The organism is Enterococcus sp. AZ101 (assembly GCF_050499005.1).
Taxonomy (GTDB): Bacteria; Bacillota; Bacilli; order Lactobacillales; family Enterococcaceae; genus Enterococcus_L; species Enterococcus_L ureilyticus.
Genome location: NZ_JBMHEZ010000003.1, coordinates 319,986 through 332,899, shown reverse-complemented (window position 1 = coordinate 332,899; position 12,914 = coordinate 319,986). Strand labels below are relative to the sequence as shown.

Here is a 12,914-nt window from a genome sequence, read left to right as displayed (position 1 = left end):
GCGTAGTGCTAGTCTGCGAAGCTAGAAAGTTTTAGTCCAATGACGTAACTAGCTGTAACGAAAGTAATACGCTTTCATTTTTTCTGCCATCTAAATAGTAATATATATATTGTCTATTGTCATTATAAAATATGCTGATTTTCAAAAAAAAGAACAAACGACACCTCTTTCAACTGTTTTTGTTTTTTTACAACGAACAGTCACCGACTTTTATTAGAAAATCGTATTAATTTAGAGGAATCCCCCAAAATGACTTGATTTATTTTGAAAAAGTGACTACTATTTATAAGGAAACTATTGTTCAGCAAAAGAAAGTGGAGGTCCTCATGTCAAAACATTATTTTGATCCTAGATTGAAAATCTTTTCTCTTAACTCAAACCGTCCTTTAGCGGAAAAAATCGCTGCAGCTGTCGGTGTAGAATTAGGAAAATCTTCTGTCACGCAATTCAGTGATGGTGAAATTCAAGTAAATATTGAAGAAAGTATTCGTGGCTCTCACGTTTATATCATCCAATCAACAAGCAGTCCAGTCAATGATAATTTGATGGAATTGTTGATCATGATCGATGCGTTAAAACGTGCTAGTGCAAAAACAATCAATGTTGTGATGCCTTATTATGGGTATGCACGCCAAGATCGTAAAGCGCGTGCTCGTGAACCGATCACAGCGAAACTTGTAGCAAATATGCTTGAAAAAGCAGGAGCAACTAGAATGTTGACATTGGATTTACATGCGGTTCAAATTCAAGGATTCTTCGATATTCCAGTGGATCATTTAATGGGTGCGCCATTGATTGCAGATTACTTTATGGAACATGGGATTCAAGGGGATGATGTTGTCGTTGTGTCTCCTGACCATGGTGGTGTGACACGTGCACGTAAACTTGCGGAATACTTGAAAGCACCAATCGCAATTATCGACAAACGCCGTCCGAAAGCAAACGTTGCTGAAGTGATGAATATTATTGGCCACGTAGAAGGTAAAATATGTGTGCTGATCGATGACATGATCGATACAGCTGGAACGATCTCACTTGCAGCTAACGCTCTACAAGAAGCAGGAGCCAAAGAAGTCTATGCTTCATGTACACATCCAGTTTTATCAGGACCAGCTTTACAACGTATTCAAGACTCTGCAATCAAACGTTTAGTTGTGACAGATTCCATCTATCTTTCTGATGATCGTAAAACGGATAAAATCGATGAAATCAGTGTAGGTGAACTAATTGGAGATGCGATTAAACGTATCCATGAAAATAAACCAGTTAGCCCTTTGTTTGAAACAAAACGCCGTTAAAAATAAGTGATAAAAGTTGCCAGACCTTGCTGTGTTTTCACATACAGCATGGTCTGGCAACTTTTTTATAAAAAGGATTAATCTTGTTTCACAGCGGCCATCTGTTCACTATACAATTTTCCATCATACATCTTGAAAAATGGATAATAACAAACGATCGAAACCGCTAAATTAATCAACGCAATCAACACCGCGCGGAAATCACCGCCCGTTCCCAGAAATGCTCCGATTCCTACTGGAGATATCCAAGGAATCCCAGTAATTACTTTATTCACCAATCCAAGAGAAGAAGCAAAATAAGCAATCGTGACATTGATCAAAGGTGTCACAATAAACGGAATGATCAAATAAGGATTATACACGATTGGCGCTCCGAAAATCACTGGTTCATTGATATTAAACAAACCAGGGAGTACAGCGGCTTTACCAAGCACCTTCAATTGATCAGATTTTGCCACAAAAATCATCAATAAAACTAAGCCAAGCGTACTTCCAGCACCGCCGATAAAGATATACATATTGACAAAATCACCAGCAAAAATATTTGATCCCCCGTCAATATTTTCTGTTAATGCTACTAATAAAATTGGATTGATAAAACTATTCTTGATCACTGCAGTCCCATGAACCCCAACAGCCCAAAGCAGGTGGATCAACAGCATGATTACGATGATTCCCAACCAAGAACCGGTCAGATCCTTTACAAATTCAAACGGTTTTGACAGTAATCCATGTAAATCAGTATGGAACACTGCTAAAATCGTATTGATAAATAGCATGACAAAAGCAATAAAAATAGCAGGAATCAACGAAGCAAATGCTTTACTTACACCATCAGGAACTCCTTCTGGCATGCGAATCGTAATATTTTTTTTCACGCATAAACGATAAATCTGTGTAGCAATCACTGCTGTGATGATGCCAATAAAAATACCTACCCCACTAAAGCGAGTGACCCAACCACCTAATGCAACGCCATTATAAACAATGGCTGTTTCACTTTCAGATTGGATCAACTGCGCACCACCATCAACGATATCCGTTTGGATAATGGTCATCAAAAAGGCAAACAAACCTAAAACAGCACCCACGAAGCTGCTAAGCCCTTCACTTTCTTCTTTTCGATAAATATCGGTCAAATAGTAGGCTGTTGCCAAACAGTAAAAGATCGCGATCGAACCAATCGACATAGTCGTTGCTACACTGTAGATCGGTGCAAATTTCAAAATCGTATGTTCAAAAAAAGGCGCAAGTGGGGGAATGATTTGCGGTAGATTATTGATGATCAGAAAAATCGATCCCACAATCGTAAACGGCACCGTAATAATCCCTGCTTGCATGATTGCCCGAATAAAGCGCAAGTTTGCTACTTTATTCAAAGGCGGCATCAATTTTGTTTCTAAGAATGTAAATACTTTATTCATTTTCTTCTCCTTTCTTTAAGAGGGCAGCTGATTTGTTTTAATCAGCTCTTGATACCAATAAAAACTGTCTTTTCGATATCTAGCAAGATCTTTTTCATCCTGTTCTGTGCGGTCTACGTAAATAAAACCATAACGCTTGCTGATCCCTTCATGGACACTGACTAAATCGATTGCTGACCATGGGCTGTAGCCAATCAAATCAACACCGGCTTCAATTGCCTGTAAGCATTGGTCGATGTGCTGTTTTAAATAGTTGATGCGGTATGTGTCGTGGATTTTGCCATCAGCTGTAAGCTCATCTTTTGCGCCTAAACCATTTTCGGTAATAATGATCGGTAAATGATAACGATCATACAGTGTTTGCAACGTTGTTTTTAAACCATCGGGATCGATCGTCCAGTTGAATTCATTTTTCTTCAAATAAGGATTGGTGAAGCCTTTGTAAAAACCCCATTCCATGATATCTTCACTTTGTTGATCGCTGATTCCGTTTGCCATACCGTCTTTTTTAGTTGGTTTTTCTACAGTGACCGTTGTGTAAAAGTTCATCGCAACAAAATCAGGGAAATGATTTTCCATCAGTTCTTTGTCTTCGGGGGCAATTGTGATTGTCACATTATTGCGGTTCAAATAATCTTTAAAGACAGTATTATAACGGCCAAAACAAGAGAAATCTAGATAAGCCCAGTTGCGGATACTATTAAAATAAAGCGCTGCTTGATTATCTAATGGTTTACTAGTTGCAGGATAAACAAGTGAAATGTTGGGAACAGGTCCGATTTTTCCGCCTTCGATCAGTTCGTGGCAGCGTTTAAACGCATATTTCTCGGCAATCATCAAATGATGGAACTGTTGGTACTTTTCTTGCAGTGGAATCTCCTTACCAAGAATTTTTTTATCTACTAGAAGCATGATGTTCGGTTCGTTGATGGTCAGCCAATGTTTGGCTCGGTCCCCGTAGGCTTCAAAAACAGTTTCTGCATAATGCTTGAAGGCCTCTACAGTGGTGCGAGCACTCCAGCCGCCTTCGTCTTCTAAAGCTTGTGGTAGGTCAAAATGATTCAAGGTGATGTAAGGCTGAATCCCATATTTTAATAACTCATCAATTACATCGTTATAGTGTTGTAGCCCCTTTTGATTGATTTCACCTCGTCCATTTGGAAAAATTCTGGTCCAAGCGATCGAAAATCGGAAGACTTTGATCCCCATTTCAGCGAGTAAACGAATATCTTCTTTGTAGTGGTGATAGTGATCCACTGCTACCGTGAAGTCCGTAATGTCATGATTATCTCTTTGGCGTGTGTCTTGAACACTTAAGCCTTTGCCGTCGCTTTGATAAGCGCCTTCAGTTTGATGGGCGGAAATGGATGCGCCCCATAGGAAATGTTTTGGAAATGTATTCGTCATATGATTCTCCAATCTGTTTTTTTATAAAGCGTTTTCTTGGTCTTAGAATAAGCGATTGTTTCGGCCAATTCAATGCAATTTAAAGAACTGTTCATGAAAGTATTTTTATGAACAGTTCTGGATAGGCAATTGCGAAAAAGCCAACACTTTTCAGTATACCTTTTTTATTCAGTTAAGACTTCTGTGGGGATCGACTGATGTTGATAGTGTGCCAAAATTGAAGTAGAAATAGCAGAATCGGTATATAATGTATCAAATAAAAAGGTTCGATCGATCATAAAAGAGCTCACCGATTCTAAATGAGTCGAGGAGGCATAAACGAGTTTAGCTCCTTTTGTATGCTGGATCATGGTTCGATAAACAAAGGATTCACTCAAGGTTTTAGTTGTTACTTCATGGGTATTAAAACCAGCAGCTTCAATGATACAAAGGTCAGCGACGACTTTATTAAAAGAATGGATAGCAAAATCCCCAACTAAAGCCTGTGTGTTTTTTCCAGTTCCCCGCCACTGATCGAAATCAAGGCTTTTTTCTTAGGATGGTCGATCGAAATCGCAGCAGCATCATTCGTCAAAATCATGAGCTTAAAAAAAGACAGAGCATAAATCAATTCTGTCGAGAAGCGACCTGCTCCGACAAAAAGTTGCCGATCCTCTACTAGCAAAGGGGTGATTTGCTTAATGAAGGTCTCTACTGGAAAGGCTCGTTCTTCTTTCTCTGTGACTGATTGCAAGGGATGGCTGGGAAGTAATCGAACGCCGCCGTAAAGCCGCTCGATCATCTTTTTCTTTTCTAAAAACAATAAATCGCGTCTGATTGTGACTGTAGAAACGTTAAAAAAATCTGCCAACTCGTTAATGGTTAAGTACTCTGCTTCTTTTAACTGTTCGAGCAAATTTTCTCTTCTTCTAAACACATCGCCCTGACTTGTTTTCATAATTAGCCTCCCAATTTAAAAGGTTTTATCTTTGAAATTACTCATAGTATAGACAATGTGGCGGTAAAAGTACAACCTGGTTCAAGTAAGAGTTAGCGTTCCATTCTCTTGAAAACTATTGCTTAAAAAGGGGCCCGCATTAATGCAATAGCCCAGTCACCAATTTCTATACAAAAAGATATAAATGAAAAGAAGAAAAACGGTCATGCTCCCTTCCGTCCTTCTTCCTTTTTTATTATTGATTGATCAATTGTTCTATCCTTAACTCAGTCATCGATGCAACGTGTAAGTCAGCATCGTTTAAGGTTTCGGTTGTGGAAATTCCTACAGCATACATTCCAGCTGCTTTGATTCCGTCAATTCCTGCTTGAGCATCTTCAAAACCAATTGCATCCTGTGGTTCAACATGGATACTTTCTGCTGCTTTTACGAAAATTTCAGGATCAGGTTTTCCTTTTTTTAGCGTTTCTGGATCAACGATATGTCCGAAGAAATCGAGTACGCCTAATTTTTCTAGAATCATTGGAGCGTTTTTAGAAGCAGAAGCAATTGCACAAGGAATTGCTTCTGCTTTCGCTTGGACGAGAAAATCATGAACGCCAGGTAATAAGTCTTTTTCTGAAAGATCTGCTAAAAGCTGAACATATGCGTCATTTTTCTTTTGAGCTAGAACTTCTTTTTCTTCTATGCTGAACTCATCGTCCCGCTGTCCGTAAGCTAAAATTTTATCCAACGAATCCATACGGCTAATGCCTTTTAACGTTTCGTTGAATGTTTCATCAATTGTAATACCTAAATCCATTGCTAAGTCTTTCCAAGCAATATAATGAAATTTTGCCGTATCTGTAATGACGCCGTCTAAGTCAAAAATAAACCCTTTTTTCATGGGAATTCTCCTATCTTGTGATTAGTAAGGGATCGTTGTTTTTGTGTCTGCTTGAATATGGTAAGGCTGGTTTTTGATAATGATCATTGTATCTTGTGATGCATAAATTTGAACAGAATGGTTTGAAATAGTCAGTTGATAATGGATACCCTTGTGCTCCACAGTAAAGGTCATATCCGTCCAGTTTTTTGGTAAATTGGGCTGAATCATTAGGTTTTTCTTCTTGATATCGATCCCAGCATACGTGGTCAGTGTGACATAAATCGTCGCAGCCATTACGCCGGTGTGAATACCTTCAGCAGTTGTTCCGCCCTGGATGTCACGATAGTCAGAGTAAAGTGCTTCTTGGTATAGCTCCCAAGACAAGTCATGAAAAGCAACTTCTTCAGCAAGTTGGGCATGGACGATTCTTGAAAGGGTAGAACCATGAGAGGTTCTATTTAAGTAATATAAAAGATTTTTTTCAAGATAATCTGTAGGTAGCGTATAGCCGAGTTCTTCGAAAATTTCATCGATCTTTTCTTTATTTAAATTATAAAAGAGCATCAACGTATCAGCTTGCTTAGACACTTTGTACTCATCAGGTGAGCGGCCTTCCGCTTTTAAGATACGGTCCATTCGATAAATGTTTCCGTATTTGGCTTTTGCTTGCGCCCAATCAATTTCTTTTAAGTTAAAATACCCTTCATATTGAGCAATGATTCCATCTTCGTTGATTTCGATCGACAGGCGCTTACGCATATCGTTCATTTGCTCAAGATTTTCTTTCGTGATTCCTGTTTTATTAAATAATATATCTCGTTCTTGCGTATTTAAAAGTGAGAGGATATTTTCTAGTTCTTCAAATAGCCAAACGACCATTAGATTGGTGTAAGCATTATTTTTCAAACCACTCTCTGAACAGTTAGGATAGCCTTCATGGAATTCATCTGGCCCCATGACTTTATCTATAGAATAGCGATTGCTAATTGGATCAAAGGTTGCTGCACTGCGCCAAAAATTGGCGATTTCTAAAAGCATTTCAGCACCATATTCTTTGATAAATTGGTCATCGTTAGAGTTATTCCAGTACATCCAGATATTATATGCAATCGCTAATGAAACATGCCGTTGCAAAATACTGTGATCTTCTCCCCATTCCCCATTTAAGGGATTTAAGTGAAGCTTTTGTGTATCTTCGCTGCCGTCTAAGCCAGATTGCCAAGGATACATTGCACCTTCGTAGTGATTTTCTTTCGCATTTTCTTTTGCTTTACCCAAACGATTATAACGATACATCAATAGCTGTTTGGCTGTTTCAGGAAAATGAATAATATAAAACGGTAAGATGAAAATTTCATCCCAGAAAATATGACCGCGATAAGCTTCACCATGTAAGCCACGAGCTGTGACTGAAACATCTAATTCATTGTTATTAAAAGGTGAAGCAGAGACAAACAAATGATAGGTATGGATTCTTAGTAATTTTTGTGACATTAAATCACCTGTCACTTGAATATCCGCTTTTTTCCAAAGGGCAGCCCAAGCTTTTTTACTTTCAGAAAATTCTGTTTCAAAGGAAATCGCTGGAACAGATGGACTTGCCCAATTTTTTTCGGCAATAGAGGTTTTGACTTGAACCTGTTTTTCCATAGTATAGGTGTTATTTTGTTTAGCATTAAACGTTATTTTTTGTTCAATAAGTTCTTCACTAATCGAATTTTTGACAACATTTGCTTCAAAAAAATCACCTGTAATCGTCGTGTTTTGTTGAATAGTGATGTTTGATTGGTTGGTTTGGACTTCAATCATTGTTTTATTTTTATCTGCAATCAGCTGAGTTACGTGGAAATGCTTAGCGGTTAAATTGCGATAACGTTCCACGTTAAAGTTGTAAACGGAGCCGTCTGTTGCTGTTTTTACGGTTATTGATTTAGAAAAGTTCAAGGGTGTGATCGAATACTTAATGCAGTAATTATTCATTTGCGCCATGTTGACTATTTTTTGCGCTGTTATTTTTATTTGGTGCTGCTTGCTGTCTTCAATAATCACATGAGAAGTAAATAGCCCTGACTTTAAGTCGAGATTTCTGTGCAAGTAATGCAAAGTGGACTGTTCAAGCGATAGCCACTTATCTGTTCCTGCTACTTGGATGTTGATATATTGGTTGTTTGGTGTGTTAACGAAATCTTCATTTTCCACAATTTGGTCTGCGACTTCTGATTGCTCTTCATTGTAGAGTCCAGCAATGTAAGTAGCTGGGTAATGGTCTTTTGTCAGTGTCATTTCAGGTATCGTACCACGTAAGCCCATAAAGCCATTTCCAATTGTTAACAAGGATTCAGTGGAATACTCTTCCTTACCTGGAGTGTAGCCAAAATAGTCTAGATTCCAGGTTAAATATTCAGCTTTTTTCTTAAAAGCTGCTATTAAATCAGAGGTTGCGTTTGCTTCAAACGAGGTTAGAATCGGTAAGTTTAGAATTTCTGAAAACTGCTTAATTAGATTTTCTACATTGACGTTCAAAGGTGTTACTTTGGTGTTTTCAGTGTAAAAATCAGTAGGAATATCGTTAAAAATAGCACCGTTAGCAGCAGAGAATTGCTCTTTTATTTGGTTGGCTAAAGCGTCAACGGTTTTCGGAAACTCAAAGTCTGAGAAGGTGAATGTCTGCTCTGCGATTAGGTTTTGTTGCTCTTTTTCTTGGATATGTAGGGTATTTTTAGTAATGGTGAGAGATAGGAATTTCATGATAACGGCTCCTGACTAATAGTTATTTTGAAACTTGTATAGACATGTTGTGTTTTCGGTTTCATTATAGTATGGATTGCTTGTAAATACAAGTGTAATCACTGAAAAGAATTCTTTTGGGTTATGGTTTTACTTATTGAGAATGCTATTTTTTTAGGGGAGAATGTGCTATCATTTTCTTTGAGTATCCTAAGGTGGAGGGATGGACATGAATAAATTTCATGATATATTTTTGGAACTTGAAAAAGGTATTTTAGAAGGGGATTATCAACCAGGAACACTGTTGCCAAGTGAAAACCAATTGGTTGAGCAATATTCAGTATCAAGAGAAACGATACGTAAAGCACTGAATTTATTGATCAATGCTGGATACATCCAGAAGAAACAAGGTAAAGGATCAATTGTTCTGAATGTTAGAAAATTTGATTTACCAATTTCTGGTGTCATCAGCTATAAAGAACTGCAAAGCGCCCAACAAATACATAGTATAACGAGAGTTGTGGAGCTTGAAGAAGAACGTGTCAGTGAATCCTTGGCACGATTGACTGGCTGGAAAAAAGATGCAGCAGTTTGGCGCTTAGTTCGCCAAAGAGAAATCGATGGAGAGGTAGTTATTATCGATATCGACTATTTGTTAAAAGAAATCATTCATGAATTGCCAAAAGAACGAGCAGCCGACTCTATTTACGATTATTTTGAAAACGATTTAGGTCTGGCGATTAGCTATGCTCAAAAAGAGATCACCGTTGAGGCGGTAACAGATGCGGACCAGAAATTGATGACTATTCAGGATGATACACATGTAGTAGTGGTCCGTAGTGTGGTAAGTTTGGAAGATACGCGTTGTTTTGAATACACAGAGTCCAGACATAGATTAGATAAATTCAAGTTTGTCGATTTTGCCAGAAGAAGAAAAGTATAGAGCAAAAGCGGTTATTTTGAGGAGATGAAAACTGTGTATATAGGAATCATTTATTTTATTGTGATTATTTTAGCAAATACAGTTGGTGCAATTTCAGGAATGGGCGGCGGAGTGATCATTAAACCGGTACTGGATACACTACATTTTCATCCATTAGCGGCGATCTCATTTTATTCTAGTGTGGCTGTGTTTACCATGTCGATCGTTTCAACGTTGAGGCAGATGAGGAATGGGTTAAAATTACGAGTACCGATCGCAGTCTTTGTGTCTTTAGGTTCGGTGATCGGTGGAGTTTTAGGGAATACTGTATTTGAATTATTATTAAGACTATTTTCAGATGAAAAATATGTACAGTTGCTTCAGATTGTATTAACGATTGTCACATTATTATTTGCGTATTTTTATACAAAAGTTGGGAATGAACGCTCCATTGATTTATCTCATCCTGTTTGGTATGTGGTGGTTGGACTATTTTTGGGCTTCATTTCCACATTGTTGGGAATTGGTGGTGGACCAATCAACGTGGCCTTATTGATGCTGTGTTTTGGGATTCCGATCAAAGAGGCAACAGTTTACTCGATCATTACGATTTTCTTTTCACAAGCAGCAAAATTAGTGACGATTGCACAAACTACTGGCTTTGGGCGTTTTGATCTGTCTATTTTGGTGTATGTGATTCCAGCCGCTATTGTTGGTGGCTTTGTAGGAGCTTTAATCAGCGGGAAAATTTCTTCTGAACGAGTAACTCAGGTATATCAAGTAGTCATTCTTTTAGTCTTGCTACTGAATCTTTGGAATGGTGTCCAATTATTTATTTGATCTGTATAAACTGCTAAGACGTGGCAAAATTGTAGGAGTAGATGCTTTCATTTGTGCTATAATAAAAGCTTTAAATGGAGAAAAAGGAGAATAAAATGAAAAAAATAGTGTCAGTTGGGTTATTGGTTATATTCAGTGTATTGCTTGTCAGTTGTGCGTCTAGTACAGCTGCAGAAATTGAAATCAATGAGGATAAGGTTCCGTCGATTTATTCCGTCATTGGCGAGAAAAAAATTGTTGGTACGAGTAGTGAAATAAAAAATAAAGTTCGATCAACAACCTTGACGTATAAAGCTGGTAGCATCAGTGAAAAAGATATACATAAATATATTGACTACTTACAAGAAGAAGAGTTTATTCATACTCTTGATTCCAAACAAACATCAGACGGAACGCTAGTTCAATTAGGGAAAGACTCTGTGACAACAGGTGATATCGTGCTGGTCGATTTGATCTATCCGACAATGGATAGTGAAAGTGTGAAAATCATGTATCGTTCTGGTCCTGGCACGCTGAAAATGAAGTAAGCGAAAATTTTTATTCGCATTTGTTTTATTGAGGAGGGCGATAAAATGGACTATCATATTAAAAAATTGACAGAGCTGACGACGAAAGAGTTTCTTGAAATCGTAAAACTGCGAATTGCTGTATTCGTAGTGGAACAGAATTGTCCTTATCAAGAAGTCGATGATGCAGATGAAGTTGCTTGGCATACTTGGCTGCAGGAGGGAACAGATATTGTTGGCTATACTCGAATCATCGATCAAGGCGATACGGTAACGTTTGGTAGAGTGTTGATCAATCCTAAGTACCGTAACCAAAAATTAGGGAATAAGCTTTTAAAAGAGACATTAAAAGTAGTCGAGGAGAACTATCCAAATCGCCCAATCGTGATTGGTGCTCAAGCACATCTTACTAAATTTTATGGTGCTTTTGGATTCGAAGCTGTTTCAGAAGTTTATTTAGAAGATGATATTCCTCATGTTCAGATGAGAAGAAACTAAATGGAAAGTTGGTAGGCATTTTGGTGTTTACCAACTTTTTAGGAGTAGAACTGAGCATCAAGAATGATTAAACTAGAAAGCTTAAGGATTCAGAAAATCAAAAGTTAGAGTTAGTTATTCTCACTGTTCGATTCTTCGATTTCTGAAGAAGATGTGAAGGATACCATTGAAATTTCAGCAACTAATGATCAACGATTAGTAAAAGAACGAAAGCTGTGATACTATTTTACTATAGAAATTTTGATAGAATAGAGGTGGTCTGATGGATGAAAAAGAACAGCAAAAAGAACAAATACGTAAGCTAGGACAGGAAGCTGTTGCACACAGTAAACAAAAGCAACTAGAAGTAGAAGAAAAAGTCAGCCAAAGGTTAGCAAATATTCAAGAAATAATGCTAGAAACACAAAAACTAGTAGAACAATGGACAAAAAAAATGCCCGCTGAGCCACCAGTAAAAGAGAATCATTTAAAGCTAGTTCCTCCAATCAAAAAAAGAGAAGAAGAGGAAACTACATCAAAGAGTTCACTTGATAAACCAGACGAGATTAGAGAATAAACATATTCAGCAATGAGTGTGCTGTCTAATCTCGTCTGGTTTTGTTATGAAAATCAAAATTGAGGATTGTTAAACCCGGTTACATAATATAAAAATAAGTATAAAAACCAAAGCACACCTAATGCAAAAATAATTCGAGCGATCCAACTTTGCTTTATTTTAAGTTGCCAACCACCAACGATAAGCGCAAGCCCCAAAGCACAATTGAAAACAAGCGTTCCTAGGCGAGGATCGATTATCCCGGCAAGAAACCCAAAAATTAATATGTAAGCACTAGCTACAGTCCATTTTCTTCTCATCCTATTTCCTCCCTGATATGGTACAGACTGTCTTTAGTATAGCGCAATCACTGGTAAAATGTTGTTTTTTTAAGAATTGTTCATCAATCAAAAAAACTTTTCCAACAAATGGAGAGCCATTTGTTGGAAAAGTTTTCAGGTGACTAAATAGTTATTATTGCTAATTATTCTTTATGATTCTCAGCATGATCTTTCGTAGCATTCAGTGTTGTCGCAGTATTTTGTGCTGCTAACAAATCACGGATTTGTTCTAATAAATCATCTGTTGTAGGACCCGCAACTTCTTCTTCCTCAGGTTGTGGTTTCTTTTTCATCTTATTGACAGCTTTTACGATTAGGAATAAAACAAAGGCTGTAATTAAAAAGGTAATAAGAGCACTGATCACATCCCCAATGTTGAATGCCACGCCTTTAATGTTAAAAACAAGTGCGCCTAACGCGTCATCTGCACTTTTTTCTCCAGTGGTCAGCACGAAAACTAAGCTAACGAGCGGCGTAATCAATCCATTGACGATTTGTGTCACAATCGCAGTAAAAGCAGAACCAATAACAACCCCAACAGCTAAATCAAGGACATTGCCACGCATAATAAATTCTTTAAATTCTTTGATCATAAGTTTAACCTCCCTTTC

The 12,914-nt window shown here is 37.7% G+C and carries 13 protein-coding genes; 6 read left to right on the top strand and 7 right to left on the bottom strand.

Going from position 1 to position 12,914, the window contains the following annotated elements; translation table 11 throughout:
• Positions 1-326 precede the first annotated feature (326 nt).
• On the top strand, positions 327-1,298 hold the full coding sequence (locus tag IGJ50_RS15445) for a ribose-phosphate diphosphokinase (RefSeq protein ID WP_069639130.1): 972 nt from the start codon (positions 327-329) through the stop codon (positions 1,296-1,298).
• A 77-nt stretch (positions 1,299-1,375) separates the two neighbouring features.
• Here IGJ50_RS15445 and celB read toward each other — a convergent pair whose 3' ends face one another.
• From celB to IGJ50_RS15420, 5 genes are all read right to left on the bottom strand, one after another.
• Positions 1,376-2,722, bottom strand: coding sequence for a PTS cellobiose transporter subunit IIC (celB, locus tag IGJ50_RS15440; protein WP_429951271.1), 1,347 nt, complete (start codon positions 2,720-2,722; stop codon positions 1,376-1,378).
• A gap of 15 nt (positions 2,723-2,737) precedes the next feature.
• Positions 2,738-4,129 (bottom strand): glycoside hydrolase family 1 protein, encoded by a 1,392-nt coding sequence (locus IGJ50_RS15435; protein WP_429951269.1) that lies wholly within the window; start codon positions 4,127-4,129, stop codon positions 2,738-2,740.
• Between the two features lie 475 nt (positions 4,130-4,604).
• Positions 4,605-5,066 carry a DeoR family transcriptional regulator gene (locus IGJ50_RS15430; protein WP_429951267.1) on the bottom strand — a complete coding sequence of 154 codons (462 nt, stop codon included), beginning with the start codon at positions 5,064-5,066 and terminating at the stop codon, positions 4,605-4,607.
• A gap of 235 nt (positions 5,067-5,301) precedes the next feature.
• Positions 5,302-5,952, bottom strand: a complete 651-nt coding sequence (gene pgmB / locus IGJ50_RS15425; RefSeq protein ID WP_429951265.1) for a beta-phosphoglucomutase — start codon at positions 5,950-5,952, stop codon at positions 5,302-5,304.
• Between the two features lie 21 nt (positions 5,953-5,973).
• Complete coding sequence (locus tag IGJ50_RS15420; RefSeq protein WP_429951263.1) at positions 5,974-8,682, bottom strand: glycoside hydrolase family 65 protein; 2,709 nt, start codon at positions 8,680-8,682, stop codon at positions 5,974-5,976.
• 208 nt (positions 8,683-8,890) lie between these two features.
• Here IGJ50_RS15420 and treR point away from each other — a divergent pair, with 208 nt between their 5' ends.
• From treR to IGJ50_RS15395, 5 genes are all read left to right on the top strand, one after another.
• Positions 8,891-9,604 carry a trehalose operon repressor gene (gene treR, locus IGJ50_RS15415; protein WP_069639137.1) on the top strand — a complete coding sequence of 238 codons (714 nt, stop codon included), beginning with the start codon at positions 8,891-8,893 and terminating at the stop codon, positions 9,602-9,604.
• 33 nt (positions 9,605-9,637) lie between these two features.
• Positions 9,638-10,423 (top strand): sulfite exporter TauE/SafE family protein, encoded by a 786-nt coding sequence (locus IGJ50_RS15410; RefSeq protein WP_069639138.1) that lies wholly within the window; start codon positions 9,638-9,640, stop codon positions 10,421-10,423.
• A gap of 95 nt (positions 10,424-10,518) precedes the next feature.
• Positions 10,519-10,950 carry a hypothetical protein gene (locus IGJ50_RS15405; RefSeq protein ID WP_429951261.1) on the top strand — a complete coding sequence of 144 codons (432 nt, stop codon included), beginning with the start codon at positions 10,519-10,521 and terminating at the stop codon, positions 10,948-10,950.
• Positions 10,951-10,995: 45 nt separating this feature from the next.
• Complete coding sequence (locus tag IGJ50_RS15400) at positions 10,996-11,427, top strand: GNAT family N-acetyltransferase (RefSeq protein WP_429951259.1); 432 nt, start codon at positions 10,996-10,998, stop codon at positions 11,425-11,427.
• Between the two features lie 262 nt (positions 11,428-11,689).
• Positions 11,690-11,983 (top strand): hypothetical protein, encoded by a 294-nt coding sequence (locus tag IGJ50_RS15395; protein ID WP_429951257.1) that lies wholly within the window; start codon positions 11,690-11,692, stop codon positions 11,981-11,983.
• A gap of 53 nt (positions 11,984-12,036) precedes the next feature.
• Here the strand turns inward: IGJ50_RS15395 and IGJ50_RS15390 are convergent, their stop codons facing one another.
• Both IGJ50_RS15390 and mscL read right to left on the bottom strand, forming a co-directional pair.
• A complete protein-coding gene (locus IGJ50_RS15390; protein WP_429951255.1) occupies positions 12,037-12,282 on the bottom strand; it encodes a hypothetical protein in 246 nt (81 codons plus the stop codon).
• Between the two features lie 164 nt (positions 12,283-12,446).
• On the bottom strand, positions 12,447-12,896 hold the full coding sequence (gene mscL, locus IGJ50_RS15385) for a large conductance mechanosensitive channel protein MscL (protein WP_069639143.1): 450 nt from the start codon (positions 12,894-12,896) through the stop codon (positions 12,447-12,449).
• Positions 12,897-12,914: the final 18 nt, after the last annotated feature.